This window comes from Paraburkholderia sp. SECH4 (assembly GCF_030511745.1).
GTDB lineage: Bacteria > Pseudomonadota > Gammaproteobacteria > Burkholderiales > Burkholderiaceae > Paraburkholderia > Paraburkholderia madseniana.
Window position 1 is genome coordinate 358,535 of sequence record NZ_JALOCP010000004.1, and the last position, 15,818, is coordinate 374,352.

The 15,818-nt window shown below is 64.2% G+C and carries 17 protein-coding genes; 4 read left to right on the forward strand and 13 right to left on the reverse strand.

The window, feature by feature from the left end; genetic code table 11:
- Nucleotides 1–192 precede the first annotated feature (192 nt).
- The 7 genes from M0D67_RS08950 to M0D67_RS08980 all read right to left on the reverse strand — a co-directional run bounded on the left by M0D67_RS08950 (nucleotide 193) and on the right by M0D67_RS08980 (nucleotide 6,161).
- A complete protein-coding gene (locus M0D67_RS08950; RefSeq protein WP_171925138.1) occupies nucleotides 193–837 on the reverse strand; it encodes an alpha/beta hydrolase in 645 nt (214 codons plus the stop codon).
- Nucleotides 838–845: 8 nt separating this feature from the next.
- Complete coding sequence (locus tag M0D67_RS08955; protein WP_054035677.1) at nucleotides 846–1,169, reverse strand: ferredoxin; 324 nt, start codon at nucleotides 1,167–1,169, stop codon at nucleotides 846–848.
- Nucleotides 1,170–1,311: 142 nt separating this feature from the next.
- On the reverse strand, nucleotides 1,312–2,469 hold the full coding sequence (locus tag M0D67_RS08960; protein ID WP_266238596.1) for a VanZ family protein: 1,158 nt from the start codon (nucleotides 2,467–2,469) through the stop codon (nucleotides 1,312–1,314).
- Between the two features lie 31 nt (nucleotides 2,470–2,500).
- Nucleotides 2,501–3,127, reverse strand: a complete 627-nt coding sequence (locus M0D67_RS08965) for an ABC-type transport auxiliary lipoprotein family protein (protein WP_171925137.1) — start codon at nucleotides 3,125–3,127, stop codon at nucleotides 2,501–2,503.
- A 34-nt stretch (nucleotides 3,128–3,161) separates the two neighbouring features.
- A complete protein-coding gene (locus tag M0D67_RS08970; protein ID WP_154564152.1) occupies nucleotides 3,162–4,136 on the reverse strand; it encodes an MlaD family protein in 975 nt (324 codons plus the stop codon).
- Between the two features lie 16 nt (nucleotides 4,137–4,152).
- A complete protein-coding gene (locus M0D67_RS08975) occupies nucleotides 4,153–5,031 on the reverse strand; it encodes an ABC transporter ATP-binding protein (RefSeq protein ID WP_171925136.1) in 879 nt (292 codons plus the stop codon).
- Nucleotides 5,028–6,161, reverse strand: coding sequence for an ABC transporter permease (locus tag M0D67_RS08980; protein WP_266238600.1), 1,134 nt, complete (start codon nucleotides 6,159–6,161; stop codon nucleotides 5,028–5,030). The genes M0D67_RS08975 and M0D67_RS08980 overlap by 4 nt, the downstream gene beginning before the upstream one ends.
- Nucleotides 6,162–6,267: 106 nt before the next feature.
- Here M0D67_RS08980 and M0D67_RS08985 point away from each other — a divergent pair, with 106 nt between their 5' ends.
- The 3 genes from M0D67_RS08985 to M0D67_RS08995 all read left to right on the forward strand — a co-directional run bounded on the left by M0D67_RS08985 (nucleotide 6,268) and on the right by M0D67_RS08995 (nucleotide 8,289).
- Nucleotides 6,268–7,173, forward strand: a complete 906-nt coding sequence (locus M0D67_RS08985) for a biotin--[acetyl-CoA-carboxylase] ligase (RefSeq protein ID WP_154564146.1) — start codon at nucleotides 6,268–6,270, stop codon at nucleotides 7,171–7,173.
- A complete protein-coding gene (locus tag M0D67_RS08990) occupies nucleotides 7,170–7,985 on the forward strand; it encodes a type III pantothenate kinase (protein WP_154564144.1) in 816 nt (271 codons plus the stop codon). The genes M0D67_RS08985 and M0D67_RS08990 overlap by 4 nt, the downstream gene beginning before the upstream one ends.
- Nucleotides 7,986–8,049: 64 nt before the next feature.
- The gene (locus M0D67_RS08995; RefSeq protein WP_154564142.1) at nucleotides 8,050–8,289 is read left to right on the forward strand and encodes a hypothetical protein; all 240 of its coding nucleotides are present in this window, start codon (nucleotides 8,050–8,052) and stop codon (nucleotides 8,287–8,289) included.
- Nucleotides 8,290–8,292: 3 nt separating this feature from the next.
- Here the strand turns inward: M0D67_RS08995 and rfaE2 are convergent, their stop codons facing one another.
- The 6 genes from rfaE2 to M0D67_RS09025 form a co-directional block, all read right to left on the reverse strand.
- Entirely contained in the window at nucleotides 8,293–8,775 is a 483-nt protein-coding gene (gene rfaE2, locus M0D67_RS09000) for a D-glycero-beta-D-manno-heptose 1-phosphate adenylyltransferase (RefSeq protein ID WP_054035671.1), read from the reverse strand.
- Nucleotides 8,776–8,901: 126 nt separating this feature from the next.
- Nucleotides 8,902–9,774 (reverse strand): ferritin, encoded by an 873-nt coding sequence (locus tag M0D67_RS09005; protein WP_054035670.1) that lies wholly within the window; start codon nucleotides 9,772–9,774, stop codon nucleotides 8,902–8,904.
- 586 nt (nucleotides 9,775–10,360) lie between these two features.
- Nucleotides 10,361–11,164, reverse strand: a complete 804-nt coding sequence (locus tag M0D67_RS09010) for a PhaM family polyhydroxyalkanoate granule multifunctional regulatory protein (protein WP_154564140.1) — start codon at nucleotides 11,162–11,164, stop codon at nucleotides 10,361–10,363.
- 179 nt (nucleotides 11,165–11,343) lie between these two features.
- Nucleotides 11,344–12,240: an enoyl-CoA hydratase/isomerase family protein gene (locus M0D67_RS09015; protein WP_154564138.1), complete on the reverse strand. Its 897-nt coding sequence runs from the start codon at nucleotides 12,238–12,240 to the stop codon at nucleotides 11,344–11,346.
- Between the two features lie 102 nt (nucleotides 12,241–12,342).
- Nucleotides 12,343–13,563 (reverse strand): ABC transporter substrate-binding protein, encoded by a 1,221-nt coding sequence (locus M0D67_RS09020; protein ID WP_171925134.1) that lies wholly within the window; start codon nucleotides 13,561–13,563, stop codon nucleotides 12,343–12,345.
- A 248-nt stretch (nucleotides 13,564–13,811) separates the two neighbouring features.
- Entirely contained in the window at nucleotides 13,812–14,795 is a 984-nt protein-coding gene (locus M0D67_RS09025) for a fumarylacetoacetate hydrolase family protein (protein ID WP_171925133.1), read from the reverse strand.
- Nucleotides 14,796–14,920: 125 nt separating this feature from the next.
- On the opposite strand from M0D67_RS09025, the gene M0D67_RS09030 reads away from it, so the two are divergent.
- Nucleotides 14,921–15,817: an IclR family transcriptional regulator gene (locus M0D67_RS09030; RefSeq protein WP_171925132.1), complete on the forward strand. Its 897-nt coding sequence runs from the start codon at nucleotides 14,921–14,923 to the stop codon at nucleotides 15,815–15,817.
- Nucleotide 15,818 lies beyond the last annotated feature (1 nt).

Genomic DNA, 15,818 nt, shown 5'->3' on the forward strand with positions numbered 1-15,818 from the left:
GCACGCCTCGCATCCGGCACCGCTGCGCGCGAGAAAGAAGCTACGCGTCGCGCGAACTGCCGGGTGGGCGATGCTGCGCCCAAAAAAGAGCGCTCATTATACGCGCGCTATCCTGGTATCTTTGAGCAAAGGGCGGCGATTAATTTGCGTTTGCACGTACCTGTACCCCGGAAAACACGCGCGACGCATGCTTTAACGCCACGCGTCGACGATGATCCGCTTCAGAACGTGCAGCTTGCGATGCAGAAAATGCTCTGCCCCCGGAATCACGACGACCGGCAATTCCTGCGGCCGCGCCCAGTCGAAAACCGACTGAATGGGAACGGTCTCGTCGATTTCGCCGTGAATCACGAGCGTGTTTTCCGGTACAGGCGCGACTTCCCACCGGCTCGCCGCAGTGCCCACGAACACGATTCGCTCGATCGCCTGACCTTCTTCGCGCAGCTTCGCGGCAACGTGCGACAGCACGAAGGTGCCGAACGAAAAACCCGCCAGTACGAGGGGCAGATCGCCCTGTCCTGCTTGCGCGCGCATGTGATCGAGCACGGCGCGCAGATCGTCGCGCTCACCGACACCGGCGTCATGCTCGCCCTGCGTTTCGCCGACACCGCGGAAATTCGAGCGGTACGTCACGTAGTTCAACTGCACGAGCGTGCGCGCGAGCGTCTGCGCGACCTTGTTGTCCATCGTGCCGCCGAACAGCGGATGCGGGTGCGCGACCAGCGCGATGCCGCGCGGCGCGGCGCCGTTCTCACGCATCTCATCGGGCAGATCCAGCGCGACTTCGATCTTGCCGATCGGGCCGTCGATCAGATATTTCTTGGTATGTACGTTCATGGCGAGGCTTATTGATCGATTTTCAGACGCTCGACGACTTTGCCGTTCACAAGATGCGAATCGACGATTTCATCGATGTCGCTCTCGTCGACATACGTGTACCAGACGCCTTCCGGATACACGACGAGCGCCGGGCCGAGCTCACAACGCTCGAGACAGCCGGCCTTGTTGATACGCACCTGGCCCGGGCCTGCAAGGCCGAGTTGCTTCACGCGCTTTTTCGCGTGTTCCTGCATCGCCTGCGCATTGCAATTCGCGCAACTCGGACGCTCCGCGCCGGGATCGCGCTGGTTGAGACAGAAGAAGACGTGGTACTTGTAGTAGGAGTCCATGATGTCCGGAGGGGCGAGACTGTAAGAGTGGGAATGGCGCTGGAAGCGCCGCAGCGCGCCTGTTGTGCAGAAGATTATAGCGAGCGGGGCTGGCGGTCGCTGAGCGGCGGACGCACGGCCGCACGCACGCGTCGCCCTTGCTTCATGCGCGCTCCACGCGCCGCTTGAGCCACACCTGTTCGACGAGATAGGCGAGCCACACCAGCGCCGCATACGGCCAGATCCACGCGATCCAATGCGCGAGACCATTGAAGTGCAGGTACCGTCCCTGGCGCCAGTCCGCCAGTACGGCATCGAAATACGGATTGACCGGCAGCAGATTGACGAACACGAGCGCGATCGTCAGCGCGCAGGCCGCGAGCGCCGCGCGCAACCTGCGCCGCAAGCCCAGCGCCAGCAGTGCGGTGACAGTACCGCACACGAGCCCTGCCAGCGCGCCGGGCGTCGCCCAGTCGAACGCAAGACCGGATTGCGATTGCAGAAAGGTCGCGCCCGCCTTGACGCACAAAGTCATGACGATAAACACGATCAACAGGCGCACGAGTGGTGCATGGCGGCGCACCGGCAGCGAGGCGAGAGCCAGTGCGGCGAACAGATTGAGCGTGGTGATGACGGCTTCCCAAGCGTCGTCGGGCAGCCAGGCGGCAACCAGCGCCGGCCACGCGCCGACGTGCCAGGCAGGCGGTGTCCATGCGAGCAAGGCATCCTGCGTCGTCGAATCGAAACGCAGCCACAGCGCGCGCGGCCAGTTACCGAGACCGAAAAGCCGTGGCGCCGGGTACATGGTCGCGCACGGCCACAAGGCGACGAGACAGGCGAGCGCCGCCGTGTCGCGCTCGAACCAGAGGAGCCGCACACGCCGCAGCAAGCCGCGATCGAGCAACGCGCCGGTGGCCGGCGACACGATCGCCGCGCCGAGCAGCGCGCCGAGCGCGTTGGCGGCCAGGTCGAGATTGGAGGCAACGCGCGTCGGCAGATAGGTTTGCACCGCCTCCATCACGCCCGACAGCAACCCACCGAGCACGAAAGCCAACGCCACCGCCAGCGTGCCGCGCCAACGCGGATACACCGCGAGCACCACCAGCGCGCCGAACGGCATATAGCCGAGCACGTTCGTGACGACGTCGAACGCCGTCAGGTACTGCGGCATGGGATCGGACAGATAGGCAAACGGGGCGAGGCCGAGCGAACGCCAGCCGGAAAACGGATACCACGACCCGTAGACGATCAGCGCCGTGTACAGCCCCAGCGCCTGCCGGGAGAGCGCCGAAGGACGGCGCTGCCAGGGCTTAACGCTCATGCAGCGCTCCGTTCTTTGCGCTGCATGCCGGTCATTGCGCGGCGACCAGCGCCTGCACGCCGAGCCATGCGCCGATCTGCGAGACGAGGTCGTCGCTGGCTGCGGCGAGCGCCTGCGCGCCGCCGGCTGCGTCCGCAGAACTGGACGGCGCGCGCGCGAGGAAAGTGCGCTGGCCGATCACCTTGCCGTTCTGCGTCAACGTGGCGCGCGCGGTGACCGCGGCGTGGCTTTCCGACCGGCTATCGAAGACCTGTTCGAACTCGCTCAGATCGACCTTCAGGACCGGCGCGTGCACGCCGTCAGCCCCGGTCAGCACGGTGCCACGCGAACTGAGCGCACCGCGCAGACGCTGGGTCAGCAGTTGCGACGGCATCATGGTCCAGTGGCTGTTCGCGTACGACGCCGTCTGCTGCGCGTCGGCGTAGCTAAGCCGGTAAATCAGCTTGTCAGATTCGAGGTTGTCGGGCGCGCTGACATCGAGCACCTTCACCGCCGGCAGCGTGCCGGCCGAGGCCGCCGGATTCGGCGGCCCGAGGTCGTAGCGGATGTCCGAGATCGCCGCAGGGGTGCCGGCGCAGCCTGCAGCCAGCACGCCGAACGCGAGCAGCATCGCAAGCGCGGCGCTCGAGGACAACAATCGGTGAATCGAGCGTGACATAACCATGTTCCTTCTTCAAAACCTGCAAATCATTTCATTGGGCAGCATGGGCGGCGGCTCGGGCGGCGGGCCACGTAAAACCCGCTTCGCCAGGGCCCGGCGAAGCGCTCGGCGCACCGAACAGCACGCTGCGCGGATTGGTGCTGAACGTGTCGGCAGCGCGGTCCACGGAACGGGCCGCGGAGCGCACGTCTTCGGCGAGCGAATTGACGCGCGGCAGTGTGTCGTAACCGACGCGCGCCGACAACTCCTGCATCGAACTGTCCATCGACACCAGCGCGTCGCCCGCTTGCTGGGCAGCCGTTCCGACCTTGTTCAGGTTGGTCTCGAACGGCCCGTCCGGGCGGTTCAGACTGGTGATCAACTGATTGGTCGACGCCAGCGTGCGATCCAGTGCGTTGATCGTGGCGGGCAGCTTGCCGGCTGCCGGCGCCATCTGCTGGGTCAGCGTGGCGACACCGTCGGCGGCCTTCTGAAGGCTCGCTGCCGTGCCCTGCAACTGGCTAACCATTTCCGGCGACAACAGATTGTCGACGTCGTCTGTGACTCTTTCGAGTTTGCGCAGCAAAACGTCGCCGCGTTGCTGTAACTGATCGAGCAAGCCCGGATGCATCGGCAACTGCGCCACCGCTTTCGCCGACGACGCGAGCGGCGTCGGATCGCGTCCACTGTCATCCAATTGGATGAACGCAATACCCGTCACACCCTGGAACCCGAGGCTGCCGAACGTGGAGTGCGTAATCGGTGCGTGCGTGTCGACGAGAATGCGAATCAGGATTTGCCCCGGATGATCCCGATCGAATTTGATCGACTGCACCTTGCCGACGTCGAGCCCGCGATAGCGCACTGCCGCGTCGGTATAGAGCCCCGTGACGTTGGTGCGCGCAATCAGATCGTACGGCACCCGCACGGAACGGTCGACGTTGAACAAAAAACCGGCCACTGCGATTGCAGCCAGCAAGGCCACCGTGAAGATCCCTGCCCAGAAGGCATGTGATTTGTTTTCCATTGTCAGGTTCCCTGGTTCACAGCGGCAATTCGGACGATGCCGATTCGAGCGCCGCGCGCGGCAACTTCGCGCGGCGTTCCGGCGGCAGCGCCTGCAGCGCACGACGCCCGCGCAGGCCGAGGAAATATTCGCGGATAAACGGATGATCGACGCCCGCCGCCTCTTCGACCGGCGCGGCGACCAGCACCTTCCGATCCGCCAGCACGGCGACGCGGGTGGACAGCGCGATCATCGTGTCGAGATCGTGCGTGACCATCACCACCGTCAGACCAAGCGCGCGATGCAACGCGGAAATCAGTTCGACGAATTCGTCGGACGCCTGCGGATCGAGCCCGGCGGTCGGTTCGTCGAGAAATAGCAACTCCGGCTCGAGCGCAATGGCGCGCGCAATACCCACGCGCTTGATCATCCCGCCCGAAAGCGCGGACGGCATCTTCGACGCGTGCTTGCACGGCAGGCCGACCATCTCGAGCTTGAGCATCACGATGTCGCGCAGCAGGTCCTCGGGCACCTTGCCGAGTTCGCGCAAGGGCTGCGCGACGTTGTCGAACACCGAAAGCGACGAGAACAACGCGCCGCGCTGAAACAGCATCCCGGAGCGGCTGCGCATGAGCAGCGCATCGTCAGGCGAAATGGTGGCAATGTCCTGACCAAACAGCTTGATCGTTCCCGACGACGGCCGCTCCAGCCCGAGAATCTGCCGCACCAGCGTGGTCTTGCCCGAGCCCGATCCGCCGACGATCGAGACGATCTCGCCGCGCCGCACGTCGAAATTCAGATGCTGATGCACGATGTTGCGGCCGTAGCGCTTGGTGATATCGATCACCTCGATCACCGGCTCCGCAATCTCGGGCATCGGTTGGCCGCGTACGGCCTGGGTGAGTGGCGCGATCATCCTAGCCCCACGTTCTGGAAGAGAATCGCGAACACCGCGTCCGCGAGAATCACGATGGTGATCGAGGTCACCACCGAGGTCGTCGTGCCTTCGCCGAGGCTTTGCGAATTGGCCTTGATACGGAAGCCGAAGTGACAGCCGACGATCGCAATCAGCATGCCGAACGCAACGCCCTTGCCAAGGCCGATCCACAAGTTCGCGACCGGCACCACGCTCGGCAAGGCGCGCGCGAAGTAGCTCATGTCGATGCCGAGCACGATCTTCGCGGCGAGCGCACCGCCCGTCAACGCGATGATGTTAGTCCACATCACGAGGAGCGGCATGGCGACGCCGAGCGCGACCACGCGCGGCAAAATCAGCCGCAGGCCGTGCGGGATGCCCATCACGCGCATGGCGTCGAGTTCTTCGGTGACGCGCATCACGCCGATCTGCGCGGTAATCGCCGAGCCCGAACGGCCCGCCACCAGAATCGCCGACAGCACCGGCCCCAGTTCGCGAATCACCGACAGCCCAAGAATATTGACGATGTACTGATTCGCGCCAAACAGCCGCAGTTGCTGCGCCGACAGATAGCTCAGCACGATGCCGATCAGGAACGCGACCAGCGCGGTGATCGGCAACGCCTTGGTGCCGGCGTTATAGACGTTCGCCGAGATCTCGGTCCACGGCGTGATTTTCGGTTTGCGCGCGATCGCGAGAAGATCGAGCACGACCTGCCCGAGCATGCCGAATCCGCCGTACAGGTGCTCGAAGAACGAGAAAATCGCGAGGCCGAACCGGGTGAACGGATCGAACTTGATCACCGGCTCGACCTTTTCGCGCGCCGTGTCGAGCAGAGCGATGCGCTCGAAAATGTCGCGTTGCGTATCGGTGAGCGTGGTGTCCGGGGGCATCTTGTGGCCCCACACGCGCCACAGTGCCTGACCGCCGACGTGGTCCATCCGGTCGATACGCGACAGGTCCCACTGGCCGATGCCTTCAGCGCCGACCAGCGAGCGCAACAAAGGGATCACGTGACCGGTGGCCTTGTCGCGTGCGAGCGCGAGCGCCGTCCACTGGCCCGAGAGCCGGACGATCTTTCCTTGGCTGCCAGCCGCGACTTCAAGGCCGGGCGGAGTGTCGTAGTTCAAGGATCGCTGGAATCTGGTTATCGGATTAGGGGTCATTGTAACGAAGGCGCGGCGCTTGAACCGTGCTCACGGACTCGTAGCGTTCGCTGTGGCTACAATATGAGACATGAACGCCTCCAAGACCCCACCCCAAGCCGCTGCGGCTTCCGACTGGCGCATCGACCGCGAGCGCGCCGTCGCGCTATTCGGTCCGCACGCGCACGACTGGCCGATCGAAATCGTCGAGGAAACCGGCTCGACCAACGCCGACCTGATGACGCGCGTCAAGGCATTGCCGCGCAAGGCCGGCGCGCTGCCGCGGCCGATCGTGCGGGTCGCGTATCTGCAAACCGCGGGCCGCGGCCGTCGTGGCCGCCCATGGTATGCGGAACCGGGCAATGCATTGTTGTTTTCGGTGGCATGCGTGCTGCCGCGCCCGCTCGAAGGACTGGCGGGCTTGAGTCTCGCGGTGGGCGTGGCGCTGGTCGACGGGCTGCGCTCGTTGCCGGTCGCAGGCCCTGGGCAAATCGCGCTGAAGTGGCCCAACGACGTGCTGCTCGAAGGCGACAAGCTGGCCGGCATCCTGATCGAAACCGCATGGAGCACGGACAACGCGAGCGCCGTGGTGATCGGTATCGGCACCAACGTGAAGGGCGCGGACGAGCTCGCCGCCAAGGTCGGGGCGCTCAACGCGGACGTGCCGGCGCAAGCGCGCGGCGCCACACCGACAGCACTGCAACGCGCGCTGCCGAATGCAAACCTCACCGATACGCTGGCGGCGGAACTGAACGCGCTCGAACCCGCGCTGCAGCGCTTCGGCGCGGAAGGCTTCGCGCCGTTCCAGACGCGCTGGAACGCCGTGCACGCCTACGCAGGCCGTGAAGTCGTGCTGCTGGAGCAAGGTAAAGAGCTGGCGCGCGGCGTGGCCGCAGGCGTCGACGAACGCGGACAACTGCTGCTCAACACGGCGGCCGGGCGTCTGACCGTCGCGACCGGTGACGTCTCGCTGCGTCTGGCCGACGGTGCGGCATGACGAGCGGCGCGCCTTATCTGTTGATCGACGCGGGCAATAGTCGCGTCAAGTGGGCGCTGGTGCAGCCGGACGGTACGCAGATCGCGACCGGCGCGCTCGCGCACGGCAGCGCTGACCAGCCTGACTGGTCGACGTTGCCGACGCCGGGCGGCGCATGGTTATCCAACGTGGCGGGCGAAAGCGTCGCGGCACGGATTGCCACCCTACTCGACGCTCACTGGCCGCAACTGCCGCGCACGACGATCCGCGCCTGCGCTCAACAATGCGGCGTGACCAATAGCTATACGACGCCGCATGCGCTCGGCAGCGATCGCTGGGCGGGTCTGATTGGAGCGCACGCTGCATTTCCCGGTGAGAATCTGCTCATTGCGACGTTCGGCACCGCGACCACGCTTGAAGCGTTGCGTGCGGACGGCAGCTTTGTCGGCGGTCTGATTGCGCCGGGTTGGACCTTGATGATGCGCTCGCTAGGCGAGCACACAGCGCAACTGCCGACACTCGACGCCCACTCAGCGCGCGGCTTGCTCGATGCGGACGCCCCGTCTCATCGCGAGCGCCGCGGCCCGTTCTTCGCGACAGATACGCCACGCTCGTTGTCGGCCGGATGCACGTTGGCGCAAGCCGGCCTGATCGAGCGCATGTGGCGTGACTTGCAGGACGAATGGCAGGTGCCGGTGCGCCTGGTGGTAAGCGGCGGCGCAGTGGACGAAGTGACAAGCGCGCTAAAAGTGCCGCATACTCGCCACGATTCGCTGGTGCTGTCGGGGCTTGCGCTGATTGCTGCCGAGCGCGCGATGGAACGCGACGTCTAAGCCGCGGCCTTCCGAATTACGGCGGGATGACAGCGGCTGAACTCATTAACGGGGAATACTAACGATGCTGCGCTGGCTGATCGCCATCTTGTTTCTTGCCAACATGCTGGCATTCGTCGCGATGCGCGGCGTATTCGGCCCCACGCCCACAGCCGGCGGCCGCGAGCCGAACCACCTGAACCGCCAGTTCCATGCGGAGTGGTTGAAGGTGCACCCCGTCACGGCAGCCGAAGCCGCCGACCAGGCAGTGGTAGGCGGTCCGGCGCCGACGGCGCCGATCGCGGCATCGGCGCTGCCGCAGTAAAGATCACCCTTGCGCGCGAACCTTCTTCAATAACGCGGTAGTCGAGCGCTCATGCTCGAACGGAATCGCCAAGGCCTTGCCGCCCCAACCCCGCACAATGGCCGACTCCGGCAAAACATCCATGTCGTAGTCGCCGCCTTTGACAAGCACATCCGGCCGCAGCGCCGAAATCAGCTCCACGGGCGTCTTCTCGCCAAAACAAACCACGTAATCGACGCTCTCCAGCGCCGCCAGCAAAGCCATCCGATCAGCCTCGTTATTGATCGGCCGGTCATCGCCTTTGCCTAGCATGCGCACGGAAGCATCGCTATTGACGCCGACAATCAGGCAAGCGCCGAGCGCTTTGGCGTCGGCCAGATACGTCACATGCCCGCGATGCAGGATGTCGAACACACCATTGGTAAATACAACCGGCGCGGACATCGAAGCGCGCAGCTTCACCAGCGCATCGCGCGTAAAAATCTTGCGTTCAAAAGTGGCGGCCATGACGGAGTCGCAAAGAAAAAAGAAGTGCCGCCACGATACACGCCGGACGGCATGAAGCAAAACGGCCCAGCAAGCTCACGCCTGCCGGGCCGTTCCTGAAACTTTAAAACCGCGAACCTGAACCCATCAAGCCGGCTGTTCAGCCGATTTCTGATCGGCCTGCAAGCGCAGGACGACTTCCTTGCGATAACGGTTCAATTCCTGCGCCGTGTTGAACGTGCGCTCGAACAGAATCGACAGGTTGTGCAGAATCCGCTCGACCACCTTCTTTTCCCAGCCGTCGTCAAAACGGATCTGCTCGTCGAGCCAGCGTTCGAGCCATTCCGGATCCGGCAGACGCGATTGAATCGTGTCGCGCGGGAACAGCGCCTGATTCACGTGCAGGTTGGTCGGATGCAGCGGCTTTTCCGTGCGGCGCGCCGATGCCATCAGGACGCCGATCTTGGCGAACGCGGCACGCGCGATGTCGCCGGTTTGCACCATCGCTTTCTTCATGTAGCGCAGGTACGCACCGCCATGACGCGCTTCGTCGCGCGAAATGGTTTCGTAGATGGCCTTGATGACGGGCTCGGTGTGCCATTCGGCAGCACGGCGATACCAGTGGTTCAGGCGGATTTCGCCGCAGAAGTGCAGCATCAGCGTTTCGAGCGGCGGCGCCGGATCGAATTCGAAGCGCACGGCGTGCAGTTCTTCTTCGGTCGGACACATTTCCGGCTTGAAACGGCGCAGATATTCCATCAGCACCAGCGAATGCTTCTGTTCTTCGAAGAACCACACGCTCATGAATGCGGAGAAATCGCTGTCGTGATGGTTGTCACGCAGAAACATTTCCGTGGCGGGCAACGCCGACCATTCGGTGATCGCGTTCATCTTGATCGTCGCTGCCTGCTCGTCGGTCAATAGCGATGCATCGAACTTGTCCCAGGGAATGTCTTTCTCCATGTCCCATCGAACGGATTCGAGCGATTTATAAAGTTCCGGATAAAGCATGGTGTTCATAGTCCCACCCCTGTTCTGCGCATACTGTCTGTGTCTGTAACTACTACGTGTAGCACTTTTGCTTATGACGAACGAAACGCACCGTTTTGTGCACCGTTTATCGGCCAAGCATTCAATTTTACGCGGTAATCGGCCGCCTAGATGCACCGGGCAGCAAAGAAGTCCGGCGTTTGCGCGGCGCTATTAACCAGAAGTTACGCGCTGCGCGGCCAACCGTGGGTGAGGGATACCCTATGCCTGAGGTCGAGCCAGTCTGCGATGAATCCGCACCGTCCAGCCCTGCGCCGGTGGTACCGGCGGCGAATGGAGCATGGGCGGCCGGATTGGTTGTTTTCAGCGCACGCCCAAAAGCCCAATGAAGCTTACACAATGATAGCACGCTGACTTTACGGTTCCCGTGCCGTAGCAGACGCAATTCCCGCGCCTGATTGACTTCTCTCAATAAACGACCCGATTCACGGAGTGTGGCCGACGATCGGGGTCAAAACCATGACAGGCGGCGAATTCACTTCGTTGGCACTGCTGGTCGGCCGGGCTTTGCACTCTGTCGGCGCACAGGTCGCGCCGACCCGCTTCTTTCCTGCCGTCAAACAGCCTTTTTCGTCGCTCGCGGAGCGGCACTCGCACTGCCTGCGCGCTTCGCGGCCGTTGAAGTCGACGTCGTTGCCCGTTTCGTTGCCGGCCGTTTGGCTGCAGCTCCGGCGTCCGCTGCGGTACCCTCCGGCGCGTCAGCCGCTTCGCCTGCCGATGCCGAAGCGCTCGCCGCGCCTTCTGGCGAGTCCGTTGCCGAGCCGTCTGACGCGGCGGCCGTCGCACCTGGCTGCGTCATCGCAAACTGGGCGATCTGATTGAACTGCGATTGAAGCAGATTCCACCAGGCGGAGGCGTCGAACGGCGGTGTCACGTCGGCCTCGCCTTCTTCGGGCGCCGGCTCGGGCGCGGCCGATGGGCTTGCACTGGCAGAAGCCGAAGCGGCTTCCGGGTGCGGCCAGCCGGTCGGCGAGGGACTCGGCGCGGCAGCCGCGGAAGCCGGCTGCCCCATCGACGACTGCGCGAACGCACCAAACGCACGCAGCGTTGCAAGCGTGGCGCGTTGCACTTCGAGCGCCTGAATGGCGGACTGCAGCATGTTCAGATTCAGCTTGAGCCACTGCTCGACCGCACGCATATCGGTGATGCGCTTATCGAGTTCTTCGACGTTGGTGAGCGGTGCCATCATGTCGGACATCATCGACAGCGACGGCCCCAGGCTGCTGCCAGCCTGCGCGCCTGAAAACGCCGAGCCGAACGGCGAGAGACGCATCATGCCCCACATGCGTTCGAGCATTTCAGCGGGCGGAAAACCAGGAAAGCCGGGAAAGGGCGGCGTGGTGCCAGATGTATCGGTCATGCTTGTCGCCTCGCTGCATAAAGGGAAGGAAATAGCGCCGTCCCGCGCGCGTCTGATTCGATCATACCGCGCGTGGCGCTGCGAACCGCTCTTAGTTTGGGCTGCTGTTCGTCCCGCTCACGCTGCACCTCAAGGTGCCGACCGGCGGGGCTTTGCGCAATATGCGCCGACCTCCGGCTTCAGGAGCGCCCACCGCCCGATGCGCCACCGCCCGGCGTGTGCCGCGGCTGCCCACTCCACGGGTCCGCGCCGCCAAAATCCGGCGCGCGCCGCTCGCGCAGCGAGCTCACGCCTTCGCGCACATCCGGCCCGGCGAAGCCCATGAATTCCAGCGCCAGCGACGTATCGAACGCCGGCCCCGCCGAACGGAGCCAGTTGTTCAGCGCGTACTTGGTCCAACGAATCGCCGTTTGCGAGCCGTTGGCCAGTTTCTGCGCGACTTCGAATGCTTTGGGCCGCAGATCGTTTTCGTCGACGGCGAGCGACACGAGGCCGATCCGCTCGGCCTCCTCGCCGCTCACCGGCTCGCACAGCAGCAGGTAATACTTGGCCTTTGCCATGCCGCACAGAAGCGGCCAGACGATAGCCGCGTGATCACCGGCGGCCACGCCCAAACGCGTATGGCCGTCGATAATGCGCGCCGACTTCGTCGCGATCGAGATGTCTGCGAGCAGCCCGGCTACGAGCCCCGCGCCGACCGCCGGACCGTGCATTGCCGAAACGATCGGCTTGCTGCAATTGATCACGTTGTAGACCAGGTCGCGCGCCTCGCGCCACACGCGTGCGCGGACGTTGAAATCGGTCGCCATGTCTTCGACCAGTTGCAGGTCGCCACCGGCTGAAAAGCCCTTGCCCTCGCCGCGAATGATCGCGACACGCGTGTCGGGATCCCGATCGATATCGCGCCAGATTTCGGCGAGTTCGAAGTGCATCCGCGCATTAGCGGTGGCAAGGCCGCTCTTGTTCGCGCCCTCGCCGCTCATCACGACTTCGAGCACGCCATGCGGATGGCGGTGCAATTGCAGCGAGTGGTAGTGCGCGTAAAACGCGTCGTTACTGTGTGGTGCCTGAGACATGATGAGCAATCCGTCTATCGGTATGTCGGTTGAAACCGTCGCCCTAAGCTAAGGGCACATTCGCCATATTCCGCGCAAGACCCGCGCAAACCCAGCAAAATTTCAATGCGGTTGATAAACCCACTTCGCATTCTTGATTTCGACCATCACACGCGCCCGTTGATCGAGACCGAGGTGATCCGTGGCGCTCATGTTGACCACGCCGTTGGTGTCCGAAAGACCACGTGTCGCTTCCAGCGCATCGCGCAACGCACCGCGAAATTCCGGCGTGCCGGGCGCGGCTACCTTGAGCGCGATCGGCACCGCGTTGCTGAGCAGCATGCCGGCGTCCCACGTGTACGAGCCGAACGCCGACACGCTGCCCGGTCCGCGCAAGGCCTCGAAGCGCGCGATGTAGTCGAGCGCGAGACGTTTGGCCGGATGGTCCGCCGGCAATTGCGCGGCGACCAGCACTGGGCTCGCGGGCAGGAACGTGCCGTTGCAGTCGGCGCCGCACACCCGCAGGAAGTCGTTATTGCCGACGCCATGATTGTGATAGATCAGCCCTTTGTAGCCGCGCTCCCTGAGTGTCTTCGGCGGCAGCGCGGCGGGCGTGCCGGCCGCGCCGACCACCACCGCGTCCGGATGGGTCGCGAGAATCTTCAGGACCTGGCCGGTCACGCTCGGATCGGTGCGATTGAAGCGCTCGCTCGCCACCACGTCGATGTGATGCAGTTGCGCGAACTTCGCGACTTCGGTGTAGAAGGTTTCGCCGAGCGCGTCGGCCTGGCCGATGAACGCGATCGTTTTGACGCCGTGCGTACTGGCGTGCGCGGCAATCGCCGAGGCCATCATCGCGTCGGTCTGCGGGGTCTTGAATACCCAGTGGCGTTTCGCATCCACGGGTTCGATAATTTTCGCCGACGAGGCCAACGAGATCATGGGTGTTTCACCATCGGCCACCACGTCGATCATCGCGAGCGAATTCGGCGTGATCGACGAGCCGATGATCGCGTCGACGTGATTCTCGGAGATCAGCTTCTTGGTGTCCTGCACAGCCTGCGTGGTGTCGGACGCGTCGTCGAGCACGATGTATTCGACGCTCTGGCCGCCAATCTGTTTGGGCAGCAGCGTGGTGGTGTCGCGCGCGGGAATGCCGAGCGAAGCAGCCGGCCCGGTCAGCGACAGCACGAGGCCGATCTTCACCTGCGCGAAGGCGATGGCGGGCAGCGCGGCACACAGCGCGGCGGCAAAACGGGCGAGCCCGCGCCGCGATGGTGTTGCGCGCACGCTCGCTGTACGAGCGCCTTGGGTTCCTCGTTCGATGGTTTCAAATCGCCGCATGCCGTCTCCTCACCTCGGTTTTTCGTTTTGATGTCGCGCCGATGTGCTGCTTGTGTCCTGCTTCAGTCCTGCGCACGTGCCGTTTTGCGTCGGTTTCGCGATCAACGGACAGCCGCTATCCCGGGGCCGCCGCCGCGCCAGTCAGTGTAGCGGCGCGTCGTGACGGCGACATCGGGCGAAACCCTTTCGTAAGCGACGAAGCGCGTGCGGCGCGGTCCTGATGCCGCGGTCCGCACCAAACCGGCGCATCAATCCAGCGGCGCGATGCCCTGATCGATCGAACCGAAAATCGACTTGCCCGCTTCGTCGAACATCTCGATCTTCACGGTATCGCCGAACTTCATGAACTCGGTTTGCGGCGCGCCGTGCTCGATGGTCTCGAGGCAACGCTTCTCAGCGATACAGCAATAGCCGCGCTTCGCGTCCTTGTTCGACACCGTGCCCGAGCCGACAATCGCGCCGGCGCGCAGGTTACGCGTTTTCGCCGCGTGCGAGATCAGTTGGCCGAAGTGGAACACCATGTCGGTACCGGCATCGGGCTGGCCGACCTTCTTGTTGTTCCAGTGGACGATCATCGGCCGGTGCAGGCGCCCTTCGCGCCAGCTCTCGCCGAGTTCATCGGGCGTCACCGCGACCGGCGCGAACGACGTGGCCGGCTTGCTCTGGAAAAAGCCGAAGCCCTTCGCGAGTTCGGCGGGGATCAGATTGCGCAGCGAGACGTCATTGACGAGCGTTACCAGACGAACGCTCCTGAGCGCCTGGTCGGGGGTGGCGCCCATCGGCACGTCGGTGGTGATCACGGCGACTTCCGCTTCGAAGTCGATGCCGAACTCTTCAGAGGCGCACAGCACGTCGTCTTTCGGGCCGATAAAGTCGTCGCTGCCGCCCTGGTACATCAGCGGATCGGTCCAGAATTCCGGCGGCATTTCCGCGCCACGCGCGCGGCGCACCAGCTCCACATGATTCACGTACGACGAACCGTCGGCCCACTGGAACGCTCGCGGCAGCGGCGCCATGCATTCTTTGGCGTCGAACGGGAAGGTGTTGCGCGCGCGGCCCTGGTTGAGCCCGTCGTACAGGTCCTGCAATTGCGGCGCGTAGAAGGCCCAGTCATCGAGCACGCGCTGCATGGTGGGCGCGATCGCGTCGGCGACGGCCGCGGTGTGCAGGTCGCGGGACACGACGATCAGTTGACCGTCGCGCGTGCCGTCCTTCAGCGTGGCAAGTTTCATAGGGGAGTGAACCGTTAGTGACGATAGAGGGAATCTATTCTACGATGGTGAATCGGCGCGGCCCAAGCACCGTTGCGCCTAACGCCTCTCTCACTGTCTTTGAACGCGCTCGATGCGCCTCGCTCATGCCTCCAATTGCCCGCTCCGGCGCGATCCATACCGACACCGACTCCGCTGAACCGCCGGAACCACTCGACGCGCCCGAACCCGACGACGAAAGCGTCGAGACCGGCGAGGAAAAGCTGCGCTCCGGCATCCAGTCGATCGAGGTCGGCTTCAGATTGCTCGAGGTGCTGACCCACGAACCGCGCGCGATGATGCTGCGCGATCTGGCACAGCGCGCCGGCATGAGCCCGGCGAAAGCGCACCGCTATCTGGTGAGCTTCCTGCGCCTCGGCGTGGTGACGCAGGATCCGTTGTCGGGCCGCTACGAGCTGGGCGGCTTCGCGTTGCAATTGGGGCTCGCGCGGCTTGCCCGCGTCGACGGCGTGAAGCTCGCGCGCATTGCGCTCGCCGAACTGCGCGACCGGCTCGATCTGACGGTGGGCATCGCGGTGTGGGGCAATCAGGGGCCGACGATGGTCCACTGGATGGAATCGAGTCATCCGGCCAAGGCGTCGCTCAAGCTCGGCGACGTGATGCCGCTGCTCAGTTCCGCCACCGGCCTGCTGTTTGCCGCCTATCTGCCGTCGAGCAAGACCGCCGCGATGCTGGAGCGCGAACTGGCCGATTCGCGCCGCTCATCGCACATGGGCGGGCCGCGCACGCGGGATGAGGTCGAGCGGGTGCTGGCGGAGGTGCGGCAGCACGAAGCAGCACGTGTGGAAGGCATGTTGCTGCCCACCATCCACGCGTTCTGCATGCCGGTCTTCGACTCGACCGGCGATCTTGCGCTGGGCCTGATCGCGCTCGGTCACGAAGGCGCGTTCGATATCCGCTGGGGCGGCGAGATCGATACGGCGCTGCGCGAATGTGCGCAAAAGCTGTCGTATGAGCTCGGGTATAGTGCGGCGCCACGCTGAC